This is a genomic window from Micromonospora sp. DT53 (genome assembly GCF_049841535.1).
Taxonomy (GTDB): domain Bacteria; phylum Actinomycetota; class Actinomycetes; order Mycobacteriales; family Micromonosporaceae; genus Micromonospora.
In genome coordinates this window covers 284,602-307,496 of sequence record NZ_JBNCKM010000007.1, presented here as the reverse complement: position 1 = coordinate 307,496, position 22,895 = coordinate 284,602, and the positions used below count along the sequence as shown (strand labels likewise).

The 22,895-nt window shown below is 71.2% G+C and carries 19 protein-coding genes; 11 read left to right on the top strand and 8 right to left on the bottom strand.

Annotated elements, in window-relative coordinates; all coding sequences use genetic code 11:
• The first annotated feature begins 34 nt into the window (after window positions 1–34).
• Entirely contained in the window at window positions 35–514 is a 480-nt protein-coding gene (locus ACLQ3B_RS23240; RefSeq protein WP_425782793.1) for a tetratricopeptide repeat protein, read from the top strand.
• Window positions 515–912: 398 nt separating this feature from the next.
• Here the strand turns inward: ACLQ3B_RS23240 and ACLQ3B_RS23235 are convergent, their stop codons facing one another.
• Entirely contained in the window at window positions 913–1,854 is a 942-nt protein-coding gene (locus ACLQ3B_RS23235; RefSeq protein WP_425782792.1) for a hypothetical protein, read from the bottom strand.
• A gap of 283 nt (window positions 1,855–2,137) precedes the next feature.
• Here ACLQ3B_RS23235 and ACLQ3B_RS23230 point away from each other — a divergent pair, with 283 nt between their 5' ends.
• Both ACLQ3B_RS23230 and ACLQ3B_RS23225 read left to right on the top strand, forming a co-directional pair.
• Window positions 2,138–3,118, top strand: a complete 981-nt coding sequence (locus ACLQ3B_RS23230; RefSeq protein WP_357718504.1) for an ATP-binding cassette domain-containing protein — start codon at window positions 2,138–2,140, stop codon at window positions 3,116–3,118.
• Window positions 3,115–3,942 carry an ABC transporter permease gene (locus ACLQ3B_RS23225; RefSeq protein WP_425782791.1) on the top strand — a complete coding sequence of 276 codons (828 nt, stop codon included), beginning with the start codon at window positions 3,115–3,117 and terminating at the stop codon, window positions 3,940–3,942. The genes ACLQ3B_RS23230 and ACLQ3B_RS23225 overlap by 4 nt, the downstream gene beginning before the upstream one ends.
• Before the next feature lies 1 nt (window position 3,943).
• Here ACLQ3B_RS23225 and ACLQ3B_RS23220 read toward each other — a convergent pair whose 3' ends face one another.
• Window positions 3,944–7,123 carry a BTAD domain-containing putative transcriptional regulator gene (locus ACLQ3B_RS23220; RefSeq protein ID WP_425782790.1) on the bottom strand — a complete coding sequence of 1,060 codons (3,180 nt, stop codon included), beginning with the start codon at window positions 7,121–7,123 and terminating at the stop codon, window positions 3,944–3,946.
• Window positions 7,124–7,279: 156 nt separating this feature from the next.
• Here ACLQ3B_RS23220 and ACLQ3B_RS23215 point away from each other — a divergent pair, with 156 nt between their 5' ends.
• The 3 genes from ACLQ3B_RS23215 (at window position 7,280) to ACLQ3B_RS23205 (ending at window position 10,308) form a co-directional block, all read left to right on the top strand.
• Entirely contained in the window at window positions 7,280–8,191 is a 912-nt protein-coding gene (locus tag ACLQ3B_RS23215; RefSeq protein WP_425782895.1) for a siderophore-interacting protein, read from the top strand.
• 130 nt (window positions 8,192–8,321) lie between these two features.
• A complete protein-coding gene (locus ACLQ3B_RS23210; protein WP_425782789.1) occupies window positions 8,322–9,782 on the top strand; it encodes an SDR family NAD(P)-dependent oxidoreductase in 1,461 nt (486 codons plus the stop codon).
• A 49-nt stretch (window positions 9,783–9,831) separates the two neighbouring features.
• On the top strand, window positions 9,832–10,308 hold the full coding sequence (locus ACLQ3B_RS23205; protein ID WP_425782788.1) for a heme-degrading domain-containing protein: 477 nt from the start codon (window positions 9,832–9,834) through the stop codon (window positions 10,306–10,308).
• Between the two features lie 43 nt (window positions 10,309–10,351).
• On the opposite strand, the gene ACLQ3B_RS23200 is transcribed toward ACLQ3B_RS23205, so the two are convergent.
• On the bottom strand, window positions 10,352–11,728 hold the full coding sequence (locus ACLQ3B_RS23200; RefSeq protein ID WP_425782787.1) for an FAD-dependent oxidoreductase: 1,377 nt from the start codon (window positions 11,726–11,728) through the stop codon (window positions 10,352–10,354).
• 236 nt (window positions 11,729–11,964) lie between these two features.
• On the opposite strand from ACLQ3B_RS23200, the gene ACLQ3B_RS23195 reads away from it, so the two are divergent.
• On the top strand, window positions 11,965–13,341 hold the full coding sequence (locus ACLQ3B_RS23195; RefSeq protein ID WP_425782786.1) for a serine hydrolase domain-containing protein: 1,377 nt from the start codon (window positions 11,965–11,967) through the stop codon (window positions 13,339–13,341).
• 86 nt (window positions 13,342–13,427) lie between these two features.
• A complete protein-coding gene (locus ACLQ3B_RS23190; protein ID WP_425782785.1) occupies window positions 13,428–14,756 on the top strand; it encodes an alpha/beta hydrolase in 1,329 nt (442 codons plus the stop codon).
• Window positions 14,757–14,820: 64 nt separating this feature from the next.
• Here the strand turns inward: ACLQ3B_RS23190 and ACLQ3B_RS23185 are convergent, their stop codons facing one another.
• A complete protein-coding gene (locus ACLQ3B_RS23185) occupies window positions 14,821–16,041 on the bottom strand; it encodes an MFS transporter (protein WP_425782784.1) in 1,221 nt (406 codons plus the stop codon).
• A gap of 41 nt (window positions 16,042–16,082) precedes the next feature.
• Between ACLQ3B_RS23185 and ACLQ3B_RS23180 the strand changes: the two genes are divergently transcribed.
• Complete coding sequence (locus ACLQ3B_RS23180) at window positions 16,083–17,192, top strand: ROK family protein (RefSeq protein WP_425782783.1); 1,110 nt, start codon at window positions 16,083–16,085, stop codon at window positions 17,190–17,192.
• 86 nt (window positions 17,193–17,278) lie between these two features.
• Here ACLQ3B_RS23180 and ACLQ3B_RS23175 read toward each other — a convergent pair whose 3' ends face one another.
• The 4 genes from ACLQ3B_RS23175 to ACLQ3B_RS23160 form a co-directional block, all read right to left on the bottom strand.
• On the bottom strand, window positions 17,279–17,662 hold the full coding sequence (locus tag ACLQ3B_RS23175) for a MerR family transcriptional regulator (protein ID WP_425782782.1): 384 nt from the start codon (window positions 17,660–17,662) through the stop codon (window positions 17,279–17,281).
• Window positions 17,663–17,685: 23 nt separating this feature from the next.
• Window positions 17,686–19,056, bottom strand: a complete 1,371-nt coding sequence (gene tnpB, locus ACLQ3B_RS23170; protein WP_425782781.1) for an IS607 family element RNA-guided endonuclease TnpB — start codon at window positions 19,054–19,056, stop codon at window positions 17,686–17,688.
• Window positions 19,053–19,181: a hypothetical protein gene (locus tag ACLQ3B_RS23165; RefSeq protein ID WP_425782780.1), complete on the bottom strand. Its 129-nt coding sequence runs from the start codon at window positions 19,179–19,181 to the stop codon at window positions 19,053–19,055. Before ACLQ3B_RS23165 ends, tnpB begins: the two co-directional genes overlap by 4 nt.
• A gap of 251 nt (window positions 19,182–19,432) precedes the next feature.
• On the bottom strand, window positions 19,433–20,683 hold the full coding sequence (locus ACLQ3B_RS23160) for an Ig-like domain-containing protein (protein WP_425782779.1): 1,251 nt from the start codon (window positions 20,681–20,683) through the stop codon (window positions 19,433–19,435).
• A 213-nt stretch (window positions 20,684–20,896) separates the two neighbouring features.
• On the opposite strand from ACLQ3B_RS23160, the gene ACLQ3B_RS23155 reads away from it, so the two are divergent.
• On the top strand, window positions 20,897–21,433 hold the full coding sequence (locus tag ACLQ3B_RS23155; protein ID WP_425782778.1) for a hypothetical protein: 537 nt from the start codon (window positions 20,897–20,899) through the stop codon (window positions 21,431–21,433).
• 229 nt (window positions 21,434–21,662) lie between these two features.
• Window positions 21,663–22,799 carry a DUF1996 domain-containing protein gene (locus tag ACLQ3B_RS23150; RefSeq protein WP_425782777.1) on the top strand — a complete coding sequence of 379 codons (1,137 nt, stop codon included), beginning with the start codon at window positions 21,663–21,665 and terminating at the stop codon, window positions 22,797–22,799.
• Window positions 22,800–22,895 lie beyond the last annotated feature (96 nt).

Here is a 22,895-nt window from a genome sequence, read left to right as displayed (position 1 = left end):
AAGTACGATCCATGCCATCGTGGCGAAGTGAACGGTGCAGGAGCAGCTGATGATCACCGATGAAACGCTGACCCGCATTAACCAAGGCGTGCAGTTGAATCATCATCAAGGCCAACGTGAGGCTGCTCGCGACTTGTTCGCGCAGATCTGGGACGAGATCGGCGGCGAGCGAGGCGATCTCCTGCATGTTTGCGTCCTCGCGCACTCGATGGCCGATGTGCAGGAAGACGTCCACCAGGAGTTGGTCTGGGACGAGCGGGCGCTGGCGGCGGCCGACTTACTCACCGAAGACCGGGTTGCGCAGGCCGGCGTTCCGATGTCGGTGGCCGGCCTGTATCCGTCGTTGCACCTCAACCTGGCTGAGTGCTATCGCAAGCTCGGCGATCTCGACAGTGCCCGGGAGTGCCTCCAGCGTGCGCAGGCGGGACTCGGCGCGCTTGGCGATGACGAGTACGGGCAGCTGATCAAGGGGGGCCTCGATCGGCTGGTGCAGCAGCTGGCGACGTCTGAGTAGGCGCGGTTGCTCCTTCCAGATCGACCAGATGGTGGCGCCCGCGCCGCCCTTGGCCGCCGATCTTGCACTTCCGGTCGCCGATAGGCCCCTCCATATCAGGACAAAAGTACAAGATCGCGGCACGAGGACCGGCTGACCTCGTGGATCATGGAGTTGTGGTGCCTGAGTTGTTGCTATTCGGGGCTTTTGTTGCCCACCACAACTCCATGATCGACGAGGTGGTGCCGGGTTACCCCTGTCGAGGCCGTCGATCCCGGTCCGGAGGGCGGTTCCCGGCAGGTCTTTCGCCTGGCCGTCAGCTGATCGACCCAACGGTGGCCCAGGCAACGGCGTTCTGCAGGAGGGTCTGACCGGACCCGTTGGGAACGATGCGGGCACCACCGAGCCGAGCTCTGGGCTCAGCGCGGAGTGGCCTCCTGGCCGGCCAGGACGACCAGGTCGTCGGGGCGGGCCGAGAGCGGCGCCGTTGCCCCATCGAGCCACACGAGATAGCCCACCGGGGGACCGGACGAACCCCACCGGGCACCGATGATCGTCGCCGACTGCACGTCGTGCGGCGGTGTGAGCAGGCGTACCCGGGTGCCCGGTGCGTGTCCGTCGTCGGCGACGATGAGCAGCGCGTCGAGGATCTGCCGGGCACCGGCGACGGGCAACCCCGGAACGTACGGCTCGCCCGCGTACCCCAGACGGGGCGTCATCATCGTGCTCAACAGCGCGGTCTGCCGGATCGCCTCCTGGCGAACCTGCCCGTCCACAATGCGTTCGGCCACGGACAGCGCCTGCTGGATGCGCGACCAGAGGGCCAGTGGCTCCTGGTCGAGCAGTCGGCGGGCCTCGCGGTCGACGTCGGCGCAGGCCGTGTCGAGCGCGGTGTCCTCGCCGAGTTCCGCGATCCAGGCGAGGTCCCCCACCTCGGGCAGCAACCCTGGCGACTCGGCCACGATCACGATGTACAGCATCGCGAGCAGTTCCTCGCGGCCCTCGCCGTGATACAGCGAGCCCACCCCGCTGCCGGTACGCCCACGGCTGGGTGGGAACCGCTCGACGAGGTGCCGCGCGCGGCCATGCGGCAGGACAGCGGCCCGCCTGGTGTCCGACACCCGCTCCTCGAAGGACCGCCGCTCACGGCGTTCGACGAGCAGTTGGCGATGCGGGTCGAACCCGATCGGATAGATCGTCCGCCCGTACCTGGAAAGGGTTTCGCCGGGCCGGAGGCCGGCCGACTCGAGTTGCCGGGCCGCCTCCGAGTAGGCGACGCCGGCCCGGGCGGCGTGCTCCCGGATGGCGCGCTTGCGGGCGCGCCCCGGGGCCGGGGTCCGTCGGGAGGTGGGATCAGACATGACGCCTCCGGTGCAGCCCCACGCACTCCACCGAACGGGCGGCGTGGCCGGCACGCCGAGAGTCGACAATTTGGCGCGGAGTCGGAGACTCTTGGCCCCAGGAATGTGGTCAGGCGTGGGCCACCACATCGGGCGCTGGCAGGCGCTCTGCCGTGGCCAGCATATCGTGACCCCGACCGGCGGTGTGGACGTGCACACCCCTCGCGGCCCCGGTGTCAGCCCGTGTCAGCCGGTGTCGGTGGCGTGTCGGGGCGGTGTCAGCGGGCCCGCGCAGACTGGGCGCATGACAGCTGACCTGGTGATCGAGGCCGAGGGCCTCGTGAAGACGTTTGGGAAGACGAGGGCGCTTCAAGGCGTGGACCTCGCCGTACCCCGTGGGACGGTGCTCGGGGTGCTCGGCCCCAACGGCGCCGGCAAGACCACCGCCGTGCGGATCCTCTCCACCCTGCTCACCCCCGATGCCGGGACCGCCCGAATCGGTGGTTTCGACGTGGTACGGGACGCCGAGCGGGTTCGGCAGAGCATCGGACTCACCGGCCAGTACGCCTCGGTCGACGAGGACCTGACCGGGCGGCAGAACCTGGAGCTCTTCGGCACCCTGCTGGAGCTGGGGCGCACCGGCGCCCGGCGCCGGGCCGCCGAGTTGCTCGACTGGTTCGACCTGACCGATGCCGCGAACCGGCCGGCCAAGACCTACTCCGGCGGCATGCGGCGACGGCTGGACCTGGCCGCCAGTCTCGTCGGCTCCCCCGACGTGATCTTCCTGGACGAGCCGACGACCGGGCTCGACCCGGCCAAGCGCGAGGACATGTGGGACGTGGTCCGCTCGCTTGTCAACAACGGCTCGACGGTGCTGCTCACCACCCAGTACCTGGAGGAGGCCGACGCGCTCGCCGACGCGATCACGGTGATCGACCACGGCCGGGTCATCGCCCACGACACGCCGGAGGGGCTCAAGCGGGTGGTCGGCGGGCAGACCCTGGAGGTCCGACCGTCCGACCCGGCGCAGCTGCCCCGCACCGCGGAGATCCTGACCCAGGTCGGCTCCGGCGGGCAGGCCGACGAGATCCGCAAGGGCGTGCTCGCGGTGCCGGTCACCGACGACGCGGCCCTGACCGAGAGCGTCGCGCGGTTCGCCACGGCCGGCATCGCGGTCACCGAACTCTCCCTGCACCTGCCGAGCCTCGACGAGGTGTTCTTCACCCTCACCGGGCGTACGGCGTCCGAAGACGACACCACCCGCCCCACGGAGGTCGCGGCATGAGCACTCTGACCGACACGGCGCCCACGAGAAGCCGCACACTCTCGACAACCGCGCCCAACCCCCGGCCGTTCCGGCTGGTCCGGCACTCGCTGGCGCTCGCCAAGCGCAGCCTCATCAAGACCTGGCGTACGCCCGAGGCGCTCATCGACGTCACCCTGCAGCCGGTCCTGTTCCTCATCATCTTCGTGTACGTCTTCGGCGGCGCCGTCGCCGGATCGACCCACGACTACCTGCAGTTCCTGCTGCCCGGCATCCTGGCGCAGACGATCGCGACAGGCGCCATCGCGATCGGCGTCAACCTGAACACCGACATCGCCAAGGGCATCTTCGACAGGTTCCGGTCGTTGCCGATCCCCCGTTCCGCACCACTTGTCGGCGCGGTCCTCGGCGACGTCGTCCGGTACGTCATCGTCACCGTGTCGACCCTCGCGATCGGCTACGTGATGGGTTTCCGGATCGACACCGACCCGTTCCGGGCGATCGCCGGGTGTCTGCTCGCGGTGCTGTTCGCCCTCTGCCTGAGCTGGCTGCCGGTGCTCGTGTCGATGAAGGTGCGGACCGCGGGCGCCGTGCAGGGTGTGATGTTCGCGCTGATCATGCCGCTGAGCTTCGCGTCCAACGTGTTCGTCGGCGCCGAAACCCTGCCGGGCTGGATGCAGGCGTTCGTGGACGTCAACCCGATGACCCACCTGGTGGCGTCGGTACGCGGGCTGTTCCTCGGCACCCCACTGGGCAACCACGTCTGGTGGACGCTCGCCTGGTGCGCCGGGTTCGTGGCGGTGTTCATGCCGCTGGCGCTGCGGGCGTACCGCAAGAAGATCTGAGTCAGGCGAGCAGGTCGTCCATCAGCTCGCGGATCCGGCTGACGGCCGCGGCGGGTGGCCGCTCGCGCCACGCGGCCAGCAACGGCTCACGCTGCTCCTCGTCCCTGAGGATGGCGTTGAGTCGTTCGCCGTTCTCGGACGGGAAGAACATCTCGATCTGGGTGCCGATCCGCTTGGCGAGCGCGGACAGTTCGCGGGCCGTGTCGGCGTCGTCCCGGTACGCCGCGAGCTCCGCGCCGCCCGACGCCCACGCCCCGATCACCGGCAGATCCCGTGAGGTGAGCGCGTCGTCGCGGACGAGCGACAGCGTCGCGGCCGCCTGGGCGGCGACGTCGTTGCCGAACTCCCGCCGAACCTCGGCGACCCGCAGGTAGAGCACCGCCGCCGTGGTCCTCAGCATCACGCGCGGCTGTGGCAGCGCACCGGCCCAGCCGGCGAGGATGCCCGTCACCTCGTCGGCGTGGGCGAGCACCTCGTCGTACCGCTCGCGCTGCCAGGCGAGGCGGGCCAGGCCGAGCAACGCCTGCGCGGCGTCCATCTCTTCGGCCTGGCCCAGGGCGGCCGTCTCACCGAGCCGCCGCTCCGCCTCCGCGTCGCCGGTGAGGGCGAGTTGCACGTCCAGCCGGACCCGGATCGACCGCGCGTCCTGCGCGGCGCCGACCAACTCCATGTGCTGCACGCTGCGAGTCAGCCACTCGGCCGAGCGGGCATCCCCGCCCGGGACCAGGAACTGCCCGACGGCGCCCGCCGCCATTGCCATGCCCCAGTGGTCGCCGGCGGCCTCGAAGCGGTGGTACGCCTGCTCGGCGTCGCCTACAGACGCCTCCGGATGGCCGCCGTTCTCCCGTACCGCCGCGCGCGCGAACAGCCCGAGCCCCTGCACGTACGGGTCCGGGTGCGCGATCATCTCGGTCGCACTCTTCAGGTTCTGCTCCAGATCGGACATGTCGAAGCCGGGCAGCGCCGAGGCGAGAGCGGTCAGCCGGGACGACACCCCGCCGGAGCGTTCGGCCAGCAGCGTCCGCAGCGCCTGCCGGGCGAGCACGGCGGGCCGCAGATCGGCGCTGACGCCGGCGTTGACGCTGATCACCACGCACATCCAGGCCAGCCGGTCGGCGTTGGGCAGTGGCCGACCGCTGGCCGCGCCGCGCATGATCGCCGACCGCAGCCGCCGCTGCGGGTCGTCGATGTGCAGCAGCCCGCGCGCCCAGGCGAGGACCTCGAGGTGCAGGCCGCGCACCGACCAGAGGTGGAACAGCGCGGTGGCGACGTCGACGGCGGCGGGCTCGTCGTCCGCCGCCATTGCCCAGCGCAGGCCCGCGACCAGGTTGTCCTGCTCGGCGGCGCAACGGTGCAGCGCCTCGACCTGGCCGGGGCCGATGAATCTGCCGGCCAGTGCGACGGCCTGCTCCCGGGCCCACCTGACCAGGCCGGCCATGGCCTGATCCCGGTCACCGGCCGCGTCCAGCCGGGCCTCGCCGTACTCACGGACCGTTTCGAGCATCCGGTAGCGCGGCGGACCGTCCCCCTCGACCAGGGTCAACAGGGACTGTTCGACGAGGGTCGCCAGGCCGCGACGGACGTCCGGGGCCTGCGCGACGGCGGCGGCGAGGTCCGCTGTGAACGGCGCCGGGATGACCGCGACCCGCTGGAGCAGGTCGCGGTCGTCCTCGGCGAGCAACTCCCTGCTCCAGTCGACGAGCGCCCACAGGCTCGCGTGCCGCTCGGGCAGGCCGCGCAGGGCGTCGTCGAGCAGCGCGAACCTGTCGGTCAGCCCGGCGAGCACGTCGTCGATCGGCATGTGCCGCAGTCGCGCGGCGGCCAGTTCGAGCGCCAACGGCAGGTTGTCGAGCCGGTGGCACAGGGCGAGCGCCCGTTCGGTGTCCCAGGTCGGCACGGCGCCACCGGCCCGTGCCCGGGACTCGACAAGAGCGAGCGCGTCGGCGTCCGGCAACGCGGTCAGCCGGTGCACCAACTCGCCGACCAGGCCCAGTGGAGCGCGGCTCGTCGCGAGCACCGCGACCTCCGGCGAGGCGGCCGCGACCAGGTCCGCGACGACGACGGCCACCGCGTCGAGCACGTGCTCGCAATTGTCCAGCACCACCAGCCCGTCCAGGTCGGGCGCCACGGCGCGCAGCCGCTCCTCGGGGCTGAGGACCCGCCGTTCCAGACCCAGGTTGCCGCCGGTCGCCGTGGTGTCCGCGCCGCCCAGCGCGGCCAGCACAGTGGGCAGCACCTCGTCGGGTGAGCGCAGGCCGGCGAGTTCGATCACGCGTACGGCCCGCCCACCCGCTGCCGTGCGCCTGGCCACCTCGGCGGCGAGCCGGGTCTTGCCCGCCCCGCCGGTCGCCACGATCGTCACGACGGGTGTCTCGGCGAGCGCGCCAATGATGGTCTCGACGTCCCGCTCCCGCCCGACGAGGGCGGCCATGGGGCGGCGCCACGCGGCGGGCAGCGTGATCCGCGCCTGCTGCCGGGGCGGCGTCGCGACGGGCGGTGCGGTGAGTTCACCGCGCAGCAACGCCAGGTGGACGCTCGTGATCACGGGCGACGGGTCGGTGCCGTACCGGTCGGCCAGGTCGGCGCGCAGCCGCTCGACCACGTCCAGCGCCTCCGCCTCCCGCCCCTGTGCGGCAAGCACCCGGACGAGCAGGGCGGCGGACGGCTCGTCCGGCGGTGTCCGCGCGACGAGTCGGCCCAGGTCGACCTCGTCGAACGGGCCCACGCCGGCGAGTGCCGCCTGCGCGCGCAGCGCGGCGACCTCCGCGAACAGGCGGGTGTCCTCGGCGCTGACCAACTCCGGCACCTCGGGGAACCGGGCCCGTGCCTGATCGGCCAGGGAGCGGGCGGCTCTGACGTCACCGCAGCGGAGCATGGTGCCCGCCTGATCGACGAGCGCACGCGCCTCGACCGCGTCGACGGTGATCTCCTCGGCGGGCAGCCGGTATCCCCCCGGCACCGCGACCACGGGCAGGCCGAGTCGGCGCACCCGGGACACGAGCGCCTGGACGGCGCCTGTCGCGTCGTCGGGTGGCGCGCCGTCCCAGACGGCGTCCACGAGCAGGCTCACGGAGACCGCCCGCCCCCGCGCGTCGACGAGCGCGCGGAGCACCGCCGCGAGCCGTTCACCCCGAACGGGCTGGCCGTCGACGGCGAGTGGGCCAAGGGTCGCGATGTGCACGGACCCAGCATCCCCCACGCGCGCACGGGCCCGACGGCCACCGGTCCGCCAGGCGGATCATCGTCTGCGGCGGCTTGACAGGCCGTCATTCCGTTAGGTTAGCCTAACCTCATGCAGAACGAGTTGGCATCGGCCAACAGGGAGCGCAGCGGCAGCATGACCGAGACCCTGCCCATCGCCCCGTGGCGCGTGTTCGCCGTCGCCGTCCGCGCGGTACGCCGGCTCAGCCCGTCCTTCACCCGGGTGACATTCACCGGGGCGGACCTGGACCACTTCGCCGACAACGGTTACGACCAGCGGATCAAGCTGGCGCTGCCGCTGCCCGGTCAGCGTGCGGGGACCCTGCCGAACGGAGCGGACTGGTACGCGGCGTGGCGAGCCCTGCCGGAGCACCTGCGCAACCCGATACGGACCTACACGGTGCGGGCGGTCCGGCCGCACCTGGCCGAGGTCGACGTCGACCTGGTGCTGCACGGCGACAGTGGCCCGGCGACGCGCTGGGCTCGGCGGGCCCGCGTCGGCGACGAGATCGCCCTCGTCGGGCCGGACGCCGGCTACGACGGCAACCACGGCGGGGTCGAGTTTCGACAGTCGACCGGCGGCGCCCTGCTGCTGGCCGGGGACGAGACCGCCGTGCCGGCGATCAGCAGCATCTGCGAGCGGCTCCCCCTCGACGCCCGCGGCACCGTCGTGCTGGAGGTGCCCGACGCCGCCGACGTGTTGCCGTTGGTCGCGCCGCCCGGCGTCGAGGTCCGCTGGCTGTCCCGGGGCGCCGACGGGTACGGCAGTCAGCTGGTGCCCGCCGTCGTCGCCGCGGCCGGGGAACTGCTGACCCCCGGCGCGTCGAAGGCCACCCAGCCGGTGCCTGACGTGGACGGGGACGGAGACACCGAGATCCTGTGGGAGGTGCCCGAGGAGGTGGCCTCCGTGCCGCTGTACGCGTGGCTCGCCGGGGAGGCCGGCGTCATCCGTAACCTGCGCCGGCACCTGGTCACCGAGCGAGGTCTGGACCGGCGGGCGGTCGCCTTCATGGGCTACTGGCGTCTCGGTCACGTCGACGCCGACTGACAGCGCCGCGAGGCGCGCCGTCCCGGGCAGCCCGCGAGGTGCGTCGGACGCCGTGAGGCGCGTACCGTTTCGGGTCGGACTTGGGGGGACCGGCTGGAGCCGGCACGAAACACGGGACGAGACAAGACGCATGACGGTGGACAACATTACCGAAAACGGTCAAGAGGGTATTGACCGGAGCCGGCTGGAGGCCTGCCTCAGCGTCTTCGAGGCGTTGGAGGCGCTGCCCTCCGACCATCCCGACGTGGTGCAGGTGCAGCGGGCCACCGCCCGGCTCTACAAGGTGATCAAGCAGCGGCGGCGGGAGGAGCGGCGGGACGCCATCCTCGCCGCCGACCGGGCGGTGACGGAGGCCACCGCCACCGGCGCTCCCGGGCGGATCGACGACGAGACGCAGGGCATTCCGCTCGCGTCCACCGTCGCCGGCGAGACGGCCGGGTTCCTGCACAACCCGCGCGGTTGCTACGTCTGCAAGCAGCGCTACCGCGAGGTGGACGCCTTCTACCACCAACTCTGCCCGTCCTGCGCCGCGCTCAACCGGGAGCGCCGTGACGCCCGTACCGACCTGACCGGCCGGCGCGCGCTGCTCACCGGCGGCCGGGCCAAGATCGGCATGTACATCGCGCTGCGCCTGCTGCGCGACGGCGCGCACACGACGGTGACGACCCGGTTCCCGCACGACGCGGTCCGCCGCTTCGCCGCGATGCCCGACAGCGGGGACTGGCTGCACCGGCTGCGCATCGTCGGCATCGACCTGCGCGACCCCGCCCAGGTGATCGCCCTCGCCGACGACGTCAGCAGCCAGGGCCCCCTGGACATCCTGATCAACAACGCGGCGCAGACCGTCCGCCGGTCCCCCGGGGCGTACGCGCAGCTCATCGCGGCAGAGGCCGCGGCCCTGCCGGACGGCCCACTGCCGGAGCTGATCACGTTCGCCAAGCCGGACGGGCAGGGCGGCCCGGTGGGCAGCCTGACCGCCGGGCCGCAGTCGACCGCGCTCACCCCGCACGCGCTCACCGCGCTGGCACTCACCAGCGGCTCGGCCTCACCGGAGCGGATCGCGGCGTCCACGGCCATCGACGCCGGGGGTCTCGTGCCCGACCTCGACTCGGTCAACAGCTGGGTCCAGCGCGTGCAGGAGGTGGACCCGGTCGAGTTGCTCGAAGTGCAGCTGTGCAACGTCACCGCGCCGTTCGTGCTGGTCAGCCGACTGCGCCCGGCGATGGCCGCCGCGTCGGCCCGCCGTAAGTACGTGGTGAACGTGTCGGCGATGGAGGGCCAGTTCGGCCGCGGCTACAAGGGGCCCGGGCACCCGCACACCAACATGGCCAAGGCGGCGCTGAACATGCTGACCCGCACCAGCGCCGAGGAGATGTTGACCGACGGCATTCTGATGACCAGCGTCGACACCGGCTGGATCACCGACGAACGCCCCCACCCGACGAAGATGCGGCTGGCCGACGAGGGCTTCCACGCCCCACTGGACCTGGTGGACGGCGCGGCCCGGGTGTACGACCCGATCGTCCGCGGCGAGCAGGGCGAGGACCTGTACGGCTGTTTCCTGAAGGACTACGCGCCCTGCGCCTGGTGATCACCCCGTTCGCCACGGATGACCGCCCCGAACGATGAGGAGAAGACAATTGTCAGCCGACCGTGAATCGTGGCCGACGCTGGACGAGCTGCTGCGCGAGGAGAGCGAGCTGGAGCTCGCGGGCCTGTCCGAGACCGACGCGTACGAGCTGGGGATGCTCGCCGTCGCCGCGGCGACCGAGCAGCGGCTGCCGATCTCGGTGGGCGTGTGGCGGGCCGGGCGGCAGCTGTTCCACTGTGGCCTGCCGGGGTCGACGGCCGACAACGACGCCTGGCTGCGCCGCAAGGGCCGGGTGGTGATGCGGTTCGAGCACTCCTCGCTCTACATGGCCCGGCTGTGCCAGGACAAGCAGGTGACGCTGGCCGAGAGGTTCGGCCTGCCGGCTTCGCGGTACGCGGCGGCCGGAGGTGCGGTGCCGCTGCGGGTGCGCGGCACCGGTGTGGTGGGCTGGGTCGGTGTCTCCGGGCTTCCGCAGCTGGACGACCACCGTTTCGTGGTCGACATCCTCCGCAAGCTCCCCCGGTAGGGCTGACCCGGCGACCTCTCCACGAGGCCGCCGGGTCCCCCGCTCAGAGTGCGCGCCGGTTGGCGCGCAGGGCGCCCAGGAGCACGCCGGGCCGGGCCAGCGAACGCGGGTGCGCGCGCATGGAGACGACGTCGTTGAACCGCCGCGCGGTCGCCACGTCCGTGACGGTCGCGGCGATGATCTGCGCGCTGGCCCAGCTGGAGAGCCGGTAACCGCGCGGGTACGGCCCGTCCACGTGGGGCAGCGCCAGGTCCGCCGAGGTCGAGAGCGACCAGGCGGCGTCGACCACTACCTTCTGCAGCTCGAGGAATTGGCGCGCGGGCGCCCGCAGATCCGGGCCGGACCGGAGGTACGTCGACAGGCAGGCGGCGTGCAGGGCCGCCGCCGTCATGCCCTGCCCGTACACCGGGTTGAACGACGCGACGGCGTCACCGACGCTGATCAGCCCGGCCGGGAACCGCTTGAGCGCGTGGAAGTCCCGTCGCCGGCTGTCGGCATGGTGGTAGGTCTGGACGTCGCCGATCATCTCCCGGTCGGCGACCTCGCCGAACTCCGGCGGGAACTGTTCCCGCAGGCGGCGGACGAAGTCCTCCGCGGTGCGCCCCGGGCGGTCGTCGCCGTAACCGGCCATCATGGCCATCCACCGGCCGTCCTCGATGGCGAAGAACGCGGCCCCGGCCACGTCCGTCGCCGTCCTCGGGGTGTTCAGTGCCAGCACGACCGTCGAGGCCGGAGTGGCCTCCGGGCGGCGGAACAGGGCGGTCGCGTAGTTGAGGTGCACTGTCATCCGCCGGGTGACCGGCCGGTCCCAGTTGGCCTGCTCCAGCCAGTCGGACAGTTTGCTGGACCGCCCCATGGCGTCCACCACGAGGTCAGCGCGCTCGACACCGGGCACCCCGCCGACCTCACAGCGGACCCCGGTGACAGCGGTGCCGTCGAACACGAGGCCGGTGGCGCGGGCGGTGATCGTCTTGACGTTGGGCAGGCGAAGCACCTGCTGGCGGATCAGGCCCTCCAGGAGCGGCCGGCTGCCCGCCAGGCTGTCGGCGTCGTCGGGGACGACGACCTTCAGACGCCCGTCGAGGTAGTTGCGCCGGGCTGCGGGCGGCGCCTCGACCGCTCCGCGCGCCAGCGCCTCGTAGCGGAATCCGGGAAACAGCCGCTCCAGCTGGAAGAGGCCGCCGGGCAGCAACGCGTGCAGCTGCGTCCCCTGGGGTACGCCGGGCCGCGCGCCGGGCACCTGCGGGTCATCTCGATCGATGATGACGACGGTGTCGGCGTGGTCGGACAGCACCCGGGCGGCCAGCAGACCGGCGACACTGCCGCCGACCACGACGGCCGTTCCCATCGTCGGGGACGGCTGGTCAGGGGGTCGCGTCGCGTTCAGCTCTGCGAAGACCCGGGACGGGGAGAGGGACATCGTGCTCTCCAAGGGGGTAACGAGGTGTGTGCCCTCCCCGGTTACTGTCCGCGACCGTGTGCGGACAGACCGGTGGATGGTCGTTCGACGTGATGCCCGCCGATCGTCGCACAACCGCCTGAACGGCAACCGGCTGTGTCTGCCAGATGACCACCTGTTGACCGATGCGTCGGACGGGGTCGACGTTCGGACGGCCGAGGTGGCGCATTTTCGGGCCGACTGTCACGATCTCCGACATGCCCGTTGCGCGTCGTACCCTGCTCGGGGCCGGCCTGGCGGCCGCGACCTCCGCCCTCACCGGTTGCGGCGGCAACGGCGTGCCGAACCCGGGTGCGGGCGGCCCTGGCGACGCGGCGACCGGGACGGGCGCCGCCGGGAGCCGGGTCGGTTTCGGCACGGCGGGAGACGCCGGGTCGCCGCAGAGGGCACCGACCGCACCGGTCGGCGGCAACCCGCCGGTCCGTCAGGCCCGCTACGCGCAGGACGTGACCGCCCTGCTCCGGAAACACCTGCCCGCCACACCGCAGACCGTGCAGCACAAGGGTTTCCCCGGTGCGGTCGCTCTCGTCCTGGTGGGCGGAAAGCTGACTGTGCACACCGCGGTCGGGGAGGCGCTGCGGTACGAGGCGGGCCCGAAGCTGCTCGCGACGGGCCAGCGCGTCGCGATGCGGCGCGACTCCATCTTCGACCTCGCCTCGGTCACCAAGGTCTACACGGCCATCCTGCTGTTGCAGCAGGTCGACAAGGGGCGTGTCGACCTCGGCGCTCCGGTTCGCGACTACCTGCCCGGCTTCACCGGCACGGGCAAGGAGCGGGTCACCGTCGAGATGCTGCTCACGCACACCAGCGGCCTGCCCGTCGGCGCCAGGGTGACCGGCCTGCCCGACAACACGGCCCGCTGGAACGCCGTGCTCACCACACCACTGGTCTCCGGCGCCGTGCCCGGGAACACGTTCCGCTATTCCAGCGTCGGGCTCATGGTCGCCGGCAAGATCGTCGAGAAGGTCACCGGCCAGCGGCTCGACCAGGCGCTCAAGAGCAACCTCACCGACCCTCTCGGCCTGCGCGACACCGGCTTCAACCCCAACAGCTGGTTGTCTGCCGACGCGAAGGCCAGCCGGCTGGTCGCCACCGACGCCCGTTCATCCCGGGGCCTGCTCCGTGGCGTCGTCCACGACGACGTCGCCAACCACCTCGGTGGCATCGCCGGTCACGCCGGCATCTTCGCCTCCGCCAGCGATCTCGCGGCCATCGGCCAGCTGCTCCTCGACGAAGGCACCCACCGTGGCAAGCGGATCCTCGCCGCGGCGACCGTGCGGCGGATGCTCAGCGACCACAACGCCGGCAAGCCCGCCATCGACCCCGAGCGACCCAACCGGACCTCGGCGCACGGCCTCGGGGTCGTGCTCAACCAGAGCTGGTTCATGGGGAAGCTCGCCTCGACGCGAGCCTTCGGCCACACCGGGTTCGCCGGCCCCTCGTTCCTGGTCGCGCCCGACCGCAGACTCGTCCTGGCGCTGCTCACCAACCGGGCCCACCCCAACTGGAGCTGGTCGAACCCCGACCCCGTCCGCGCCGCCGTCGGCGACCTGCTCGCCACAAAGGTCAGCTGACCGGTAGGTGTGGACCATCGCGCCGCACCCTGACACGATACTTGCGCTAGTAGTGCAAATACTTCGTCCGTCCAGGTGGAGGATCGATGCACACATCTCGCCGGAGGCTGCTCTCCGTGCTGGCCGGAGTCGCCCTCGCGGCCAGCCTGTCCGCCGTCGCCGTTCCCCGCGCGGCCGAAGCCGCCGCCACCCCGACGTACCGTCCGGTGATCTTCGTGCACGGCAGCGCGGGGTCGGCGGCGCAGTTCGAGACCCAGGCCAAACGGCTGGCCAGCAACGGGTACCCGATCGACATCGTCGAAGCCCACGAGTACGACTCCCCGAACGTCGCGACGATCCTGCCCCAGGTGTACGCGGGCCTCGACGCACGAATCTCCCGCCTGCTGGCGGCCACCGGCGCGGACCGGGTCGACCTGCTCGCGCACTCACTGGGCACCTTCGTCACGCAGGCCTATCTCACCAGCTCACCGGAACGTGCCGCCCGGGTCGCGCACTACGTCAACCTGGACGGGCGCACCGCGACCTCCCCGCCGGGTGGTGTGCCGACGCTCGCGATCTGGGGTGAGGGCGACCCGGCCCGCGCCGTCGTCGGCGCGACAAACGTGCACCTGCCGAACCAGTCGCACACCCAGACCGTGTCGTCGGCGGAGTCGTTCACCGAGATCTTCGGTTTCCTCCGGGGCCGTGCGCCCCACACGACGCGCATCGTGCCCCAACTCTTCGGCGCCGCCCGGGTCTCCGGCCGCGCGGTGCTCTTCCCGAGCAACGTCGGTGTGACAGGTGCGACTCTGGAGGTCTACCCGGTCGACCCGCTGACCGGCGGCCGACTGTCACACCGACCCGCGCATCGGCTGTCGCTCGGTGGCGACGGCTCGTTCGGCCCTCTCCCGGTGCTCGCCACGGCCCGCTACGAGTTCGCCATCGTGCGCCCCGGCGCCGCGACGCACCACTTCTACTTCCAGCCGTTCCTCCGCTCGGATTCGTTCCTACGCCTCACGACCAGCGAGCCGGGCGAGGGCCTCAGCGGCCTGGTCGAGACCAGCGACCGGCACACGGCGCTCACGATCCAACGCCAGAAGGAGTGGTGGGGCGACCAGGGCGACGCCGGCGACCGCCTCTGGATCAACGGCAGGGATGTCCTGAACGCGGCGAACACACCGCGCGCCGTGCGGAAGATCGGCATCTTCGCCTTCGACGACGGCAGCGATGGCGTCACGGACCTGACGACCCCGCTGCCGGAGTTCTTCAGTCAGAGCTTCATCACCGGCATGGACGTGTTCATCCCGGCGACGCCGGCACACCTCGGTCTGGTGCGGATCACCGTGGGCCAGCGCGGCGGCGGCCACGAGGTGATCAGCGTGCCCAACTGGAGATCGAGCACCGACCGGGTGACGGTCGGCGTAAACGACTTCTGACCGCGTCTCGCGGGCGGCCCGGCCACCTCAGCTCGGAACGGTGGCCGGGACCCCCTCGCCCTCCTCAGACGGCGGCCGGGACCCGCTCGCGCACTCGTCGCCCGACGGCGAAGCTGACAAGTCCCAGGATCAACCCGACGACCGCAAGGACGACGCCCACCCGGGCCGGCGCGAGGTAACCGAGTCCGGCGGCGATCGCGACGCTGCCCAGGGCCGCGCCCAGGCTGTTCGCGATGTTCATGGCGGACTGGTTGAGCGCCGCGCCCATCAGTTGCGCTCCCGGTGCGACGGTGATCAGACGTGCCTGCAGGACCGGGCCGAGGTAGAGGCTTGTCGCACCGACCAGGAACGCGCCCACGAAGAGGCCGACGTGGGTCGACGCCACGAGGCTGAACACGGCGATGCTCACGATCATCGCCACGAAGCCGATGACCATGCTCCGCTGCAGGTCGCGGTCCGCCAGCCAGCCGCCCAGCGCGTTGCCGACGGTCATCCCGAGACCCACCGCGACCAGAGCCCACGGCACCGTCGCGGCGGAGAGGCCGGTGACGTCGGTGGTGACCGGAGCGATGTAGGTGTTCACCGCGAAGAAGCCGGCGAAACCGACAGCGCCGGTGGCGGCGACCAACCAGACCTGCGACGTCCGCAGCGCCCGCAACTCGGCGGCCGGCGAGCCGTCGACCGCCGCGGCGACCTCCGGAACGACCGCCAGCACCGCCAGCAGGGTGAGCACGAAGAAGCCGGCGATGACCAGGTACGCGACACGCCAGTCGGCCGCCTGCCCGAGCCGCGTGATGAGGGGTACGCCGACCAGGTTGCTCACGGTCAGACCGCCGAGCACTGTGGCGAAACCGCGGGCCTCGTTGCCGGGGCCCATCAGGGTCGCGGCGAGCAGACCGGCCGCGCCGAAGTACGCCCCGTGCGGCAGCGCCGCCGCGAACCGGGCCACCAGCACCAGGTCGAAGGTGGGGGCGAGCGCGGATGCGACAGTGCCGAGGGCGAACAACACCAGCAGCCCGAGGACGAGCTTCTTGCGGGGCAGGCGCGCGCTCAACGCGGCGATCAGCGGCGCGCCGACGACCACGCCGAGCGCGTACGCGGTGATCATCCAGCCGGCACGGGCGACCGCGTCCGACGACGACTGCGCGTACTCGTGCGGGAGTAGACCGCGGGCGATGTCGGGCAGCAGCCCCATCGCCACGAACTCGGTCAGGCCGACCGCGACGCCGCCCAGTGCCAGAGCGGCAAGCGCCGCCAACCGTCGACCTCTACTCAACTCGATCACCGAAAAAATTTAGCAACAGCGTTGCGTAATAGGGTGGTGGGATGACTCGCGTCACTGCCGACGTCACCTTCCTGCGCGGCTACAACCAGGCCCTGGTCATGGCGGTGGGGCGTACCACTCGCACGTTCGAGCGGGCGACAGTGGTCGAGGCCACCGGTCTGACACCACAGGCGGTCTCCAAGGTCATCGCCCGGCTGACCGCCGACGGGCTGATCCGCCCCGCCGGCGTCCGACGCCCGGGCATCGGCAAGCCAGCGGTCGTCTACGAGCTCGTCCCGGACAGCCGGTACGCGATCGGCGCGCACGTGGCCCGGCGCACGCTGCGGCTCGTCCTGGTCGACCTGGCCGGCACCGTGCACCACTCGGCGGTCAGCCCGCTGCCCCGCGACTTCACCCCGGAGCAGCTCCTCGACGCCCTGGGAGCGGGCATCGACACGCTGGCCGGCATCGGTGACCTGCGGAGCCGGCTCACCGGGCTGGGCATCGGCATGATCGGCCCACTCGACCACGCCAACGGCCTGGTCCGGGACGCCCACGGCCTGCGGCACTGGCACGACGTACCGCTGCGCGAGATCGCCGAGAAACACCTCGGCCTCCCCGTCCACCTGGACAAGGACGTCACCGCGGGAATCACGGCGGAGGCCTGGCGGCACGGCGCGACGTTCGGCGACGCGGCCCTCATCGTGGTCGAGTCCGGCATCGGCGGCGGCTTCTGGCTGGGCGGCGCGGCCCACCGGGGCGCGCACACCAACGCGGGCGAGTTCGGCCACACGGTCGTCGACCTGACCGGCCCCCTCTGCGTCTGCGGCAGGCACGGGTGCCTGGAGATCGTGCACCAGCACGCCGCCGAGGCCGGGGACATCGCGCACGCCGCCCGCGTGCTGGCAGTGGGCGTCGTCAACCTGCTCCAGACCCTCGACCTCGCCCACGTGGTGCTGGCGGGCGCGGACCTCCTCCGGCACCCGCAGACCTATCTCGCGGCGGTCAACGAGGCCGTCCAGGCCGATGCTCGGCGCGCGGACTGGCTGAGCACGAGGGTGGCCCTGTCCAGTCTCGGCGCGGACGTGATCGCCGCGGGGGCCGCCATGCAGGTCCTCGGCCAGCATTACGGCATCCCGGAGCTGGCCCATCCCTTGATCGTTGGCAGCTGAGCAGCTCGACACGCCGAGCGACGCCCCGCTGAGCTGCCACCGATCGACGCGAGGTCAGATTTCGGCGACGGGGACTCGCCGCGTCGCTACGCCATCGCGGCGTCGGTGTCCGTTCGGGTGCAACCGTTGGTCGGGCTCTCGCTGAGCGCGATGACCTCGTCGAGCCGCTTGCGCGCCTGCCGGAGTTGGGTGATCTGCCGATCGATGCGGTCGCGCTCGGCGCGGAGCATTGCCCGCGACTGCGGTGTGTTGACCTTCGCGTCGACGCAGGGCAGCAGGTCCAGGATGGTTCGGCTGGACAGGCCGGTCGCGTACAGCATCTGGATCAGATACACCCGGTCGACCGCGTCGTCGAGGTAGTGGCGCTGGCCGCCACTGCTTCGTGCGGCAGCCAGCAGGCCCTGCTCCTCGTAGTAGCGCAGGGCTCGTACCGACACCCCGGTCTTCGTGGCGAGTTCCCCGATCCGCATGGACCGTTACCTTTCGGTGCGCTTTAGTGAGCACATGATCGGTTGCCCCGCCTTGCGGTGAGGGCGGTCCCGGTCTTGCCGGCGGATGCCGTGCCGGGTTCACGCTTCACAGCCACCTGCCCTCGTGCGAGGGTCTTCTGGTCGGCTCCACGTGCTGCCACCGAGCCACTCCCGGCGGTGGTGAACTCGGCCGCGAGGGCGGCCAGGTTGAGTGCGGCGTTGCGGTCACGGTCGATGACCAGGCCGCACGCCTCACAGTCGTACTCACGCTCGTGCAGGGCGAGCTTGGCTTTCACCGCGCCGCAACCCGAGCAGGTTTTCGAGGACGGATACCAGCGGTCGGCCACGAGCAACCGGCCGCCGTTCCACCTGGTCTTGTATGCCAGCTGACGGCGGATCTCGGCGAACCCGGCATCAGCGATGTGCCGGGCCAGCCGCCGGTTGCGCAGCATGCCCGCGACGTTCAGGTCTTCGACAACGATGGTGCCGTGTTCGCGTGTCAGCCTCGTGGTGAGCTTGTGCAGCCCGTCGCGGCGCAGGTTCGCGACTCGCGCATGGGCACGACCAAGCCGGTCCGAGGCGCGTTGCCAGCGGTTCGAGGGGCGGCAGCCGGTACGCCGGTGGGGGCCGGACTTCCGCGACGACGCCCGACCGAGCGCCCGCAGTCGGGCCTGCGCGGCGACGAGGTGGCGCGGGTTGTCGACCCGCTCACCGGTGGACAACACCGCAAGATGTTTGATTCCGACATCCACCCCCACCACCGAGGCGGGCCGGGCCGGTTGCCGTTCGGCCCGCTGCACCTCGACGGTGAACGAGACGTGCCACCGTCCGCCGTCGCGGCGCACGGTGGCGGACATGATCCGCGCGGTGCCGCCCTCGATACGGCGGGCGAGCTTGCGGGCGGATTCGTGCAGCTTCAACCGACCCAGCCTCGGCAGCACCACGTGCCGGCGGTCGGGCTCGACGCGGATCGCGCCGGTGGTGAACCGCACCGCCGGTGCGCCACGGCGGCGGGACTTGAAGCGGGGGAAACCGACCGGCCTACCGGCCCGCCCGCCCCTGCGGGAGTCAGCCCAGTTCTTCAAGCCGCGGGCGAGAGCGTCCAGGCCGGTGTTGAACGCCTCTTTCGACACCTCACCCCACCAAGGCGCCGCATCAGCCTTCGCTTCGTTCCACGCCTTACGCAGCCCGGCGAGCGACCACGACAGTGACGGCGTCAGCAACTCATCCGGCACCCCATAGGAGCGCTCCGCAGCACGCTGGTCCATGACCGCCTTGACCCGGGCGAGCGCCCAGTTGTGCGCCGCTCGCGCGGCCCCCACATGCGCCCTCACGGCGCGTTCCTGGCCTGGGGTGAGGTCGAGGGCGAACCGGTACGCCTGGATCGTCTTCACGCCGCGTCCTCGATGACCACCTCGACCGCGCGGCGAGCCGGTACGCGGGACCAGGCAACGTCCCGGACTCGTACCGCCGTCGCGTACGAGACGCCGGTAGCCGCCGCCCACTCCTTCAAGTTCACACCGCCCCTCTAGACGACCACTGAACACTCCTGACCGTCAGAACGCCAGCAGTTACTTCCCCTCCCCCAGGCCGGTGACGCCAGCCACACAGCCTCGCCTCTCACGTGAACGTCAGGTTTTACCGTAGCTGGCAGTTGTTGACGTTCACGTCGGTGGGCCTCGGGCCGGGAACCATCATCGGCTCGTACGTCATGATCCGGAGGGTAGGGCTGCCGGGCCAGCGGCGAGAGCCCGCACGGCGCCCGGTGGTTCAGCCGCCGGAGGCGGACGGCCCCGGCGTCGGCACGCCACCGGCGGCCGCACGCGCGGGCGGCGCCGGGGCCGGGGCCGGTCGCAGATCCGCGGACACGGGCAGCGCGCTGCCCTTGACGAACTGGCCCCAACTGGTGTTCCAGGCCGTCCAGCCGTTGCCCGACTGGAGCCGGACCTCGGTGCCGGTGAAGGTGACCAGGTCACCGACCCGGGTGACGCCCATCAACCAGTCGGCGTTGGCCGCCGAGATGTTCGTGCAGCCGTGCGAGACGTTGCGGTGTCCCTGATCCGACACCGACCAGGGTGCCCCGTGGATGAACTCGCCGCCCCAGGTGAGCCGTTGCGCGTCCTCGACGTTCACCACGTAGCCGCCGTTCGGCTCACCGCGCGTGTCGAACGTGGTGTGCTGGTACTTTTCCATGATCACCATCTTGCCGCTGGACGTGGGAGTGCCGCGTTTGCCGAGGCTGACCGGGATGCTGCGGATCAGCTTGCCGTCCCGCAGCACCCGCATCTGCTTGGTGGCGTTGTCGACGTCGAGCGCCACCTGCCGTCCGATCCGGGACGTCGCGGTGCGATCGGCGTCGCCGATGTGGTTCTTGCCGATCGGCAGGCCCTCCAGGCCGGCCCGGACACTGATGGTCGTGCCGGGCCGCCAGAAGTCGGGAGCCCGGTAGTAGACCTGGCTGCCGTCGTCCACCCAGGACCAGGCCCCCGGCTGCGGCGGGTTCGTGGTGACGAACAGTCGACGTTGCACGTCGGCGCGGGCCGCCCTGGCGATGGGCGGATCGAAACCGATGGTCACCGGCATCGCGGTGCCGTACGTCTGCTTGTCGGCGAAGTACAGGGTGCTGCTCGCCTGCGGCTTCGTCGACGTCGCCGCGGTGGTGAAGGTGCTGGTGCGGGTGGTGGTCCGCCCGGAGTCGCCGGTGGCGGTCACCGCCGCGGTGTAGGTGTGCTGCGGGCGCAGCGGAGTGGTCGGCACCCAGGCCGAGCCGTCCTCGCGTGGCTCCGCCCGGACCAGCGCGCCCGCGTCGTCGACGATGCGCACGGCGGTGATCCGTCCGCCCGTGACGAGCGGAACCACCTCGGCGCTGAGCGGCACGTCCCGGGAGAGATCGGCGGGCGTGAGGGTCAGTTCGGGCGAGGGCACCACCTGCTCGGCGGGGCGCACGGCGGCCTTTCGCTCGGTGGTGCAGCCACCGAGGACCAGCGGTGTGGCCGCGACGGTCACCGCAACGAGCGCCATACGCCTTCGTAGACCCATCGAACGTCCCCCGGCTTCCGTGTGCTCCGTGGCGGCAATTCTCTCCGCGTCGGCGGCGCCCTGCGCTGTTTCCGAAAATCACGCAACGAAGGGGGGAACGCTGGGCACATCGCGCGTTGCAGGTCCGTCCGCTGCGCTTCCCTTTCGTGATCCTCGGGGCATCGAAGCGTGATGCCGCCGTGGAATGCTGCCGACATGCGCGGAAGACGACGTCCATGGATTCTGCTCCCGCTGCCCCTCCTCCTCCTGACCGCCTGCACCCCACCGGACGAGCCGATTGTCGCCCTCGCCGTCCAGGACGGCCGGCCGGTCGGCGTACTTGTTACCTGTTACGACCGTGACGCCAATATCCGGGTGTACGAGAACGGCCATCAGGGTGAACCGGGCAAACGGTCGCTGATCAGGTGGAGCATCGGCGGCCCGCCCGCGAGCGAGGTCGTGGAGGTCACCCTGCTGGGTCAGCCACCGGAGGGCTGGGAGGTCGACGAGCCGGTCGACTTCCCCGGGCCCGAGCCCGGCGTCGAGGTGGACGTCGAGTCGCTCACCGAACTGCGCCCCGGAGCCACCTACACCCTCAACGGGTCAAGCCGCCGTAAGTCCATCCCGGTGGACTTCACCCTTGCGGACCTGCCGCGAATCGGCCCGGATCAGGTGCTGGCGCCGCGCGGGCACGACTCGACGACTGTCGTGTCGCGGGAGAGCTTCCTGCGTAAGGCACGCGACAAGTGTTGAACAGGACGGCGGTCGGGGGCACGGCAGAAACGCAGAGTGCCAGCACACTCGCCGATTACAGTTTTTGCAGAAAAATCAGAGAATTGAGATCGAGCCGACATCGCGGTGACTCCGTAAAGCTGACCAGGCAATCGCTGAGCGCTATTTAAGGGAGAATTAACCGTTTCAGTGGGAAACGGGCAGGGGGCCGACTCGTATTCTTCGGGCTCGGAAGAAAGGTGCGCCCCCGTTGATAAATCTCCGATCCACCCCTCGACACCGTCGTTCCGTCACCGCCCTGCTGCTGGTGAGCGTGGCACTCGCCGGCGGATGCAAGGAGGCCCCGGCCACTCCCGGCGCGTCCGGCCCGTCCAGCGACACCGGCATCGGCTCGCCCGGCCCGGACGCGCCCACTGCCCCCGCCCCGGGCGACCCCTCAGCCACGCCGAGCGCCCCGGGCACATCGGCAACCCCGCCCACGCCGGGCACGCCGTCGACCCCGGCGACCAGCGCCGCCCCGCCCACCGCATCCGGCGGCTGGATCACCATCGACGCCGACGGGCAGGCCGCCGCGACGAAGGCGTTCTTCGCGCGTAAGCCCAAGCCGGTGACCGGCAACCCCGTCAAGGTGCCCGAATTCAACGTCGGCTGTACGACCAGCCACCACAACAGCGACGACCCGATCGTGCTGCCCAAGCTGGTGGGCGGCTCGCACAACCACACGTTCTGGGGCAACAAGTCGACCGACGCCAACTCGACCGCCGAATCGCTGCGGGCGTCCAAGGCGACCACCTGCAACTCGCCGGACGACCAGTCCGCCTACTGGGTGCCGACGATGTACCAGAACGGCAAGGTCGTGGACCCGAAGGAGGTGACCGTCTACTACGGTTCCCGCCTGAAGGACCCGAGCCGGACCCAGCCGTTCCCGTTCGGCCTACGAATGATCACCGGTAACGCCAAGAACCAGGTCGACACCCCGGACAAGCAGGGCAACCACTTCTGGTGCGCCGGCATCGGCGGCGAGGTCGGCCGCAGCGCCGACAAGACGTTCCCGGTCTGCGCCAAGACCGCGAACATCGTCCGGCAGATCACCTTCCCGGACTGCTGGGACGGCAAGCACCTGGACAGCCCCGACCACAAGGCGCACATGGCCAACGGGGACCACACCGGAGCGTGCCCGAAGAGCCACCCGGTGCCCGTCCCCTCGGTGTCCTTCGTGATCTCGTACCCGTTGAGCGCGAACACTGACGGCATCACCCTCGCGTCCGGCACGTCGTTCTCTATGCACGCGGACTTCTTCAACGCGTGGAAGGACGACGCGCTCGCCGCACGGGTGCGCAACTGCCTCGACCAGGGCGTGAAGTGCAACTCGGCCGGTAACTTCTAGAGCGAACGGTCGATCTGAGCTGGCCCACGGATCGTCGCGGGCCAGCTCAGATCGAGACGTAGCGAGGTCTCCGGTGGACGGCTCAGCCGCCGGACG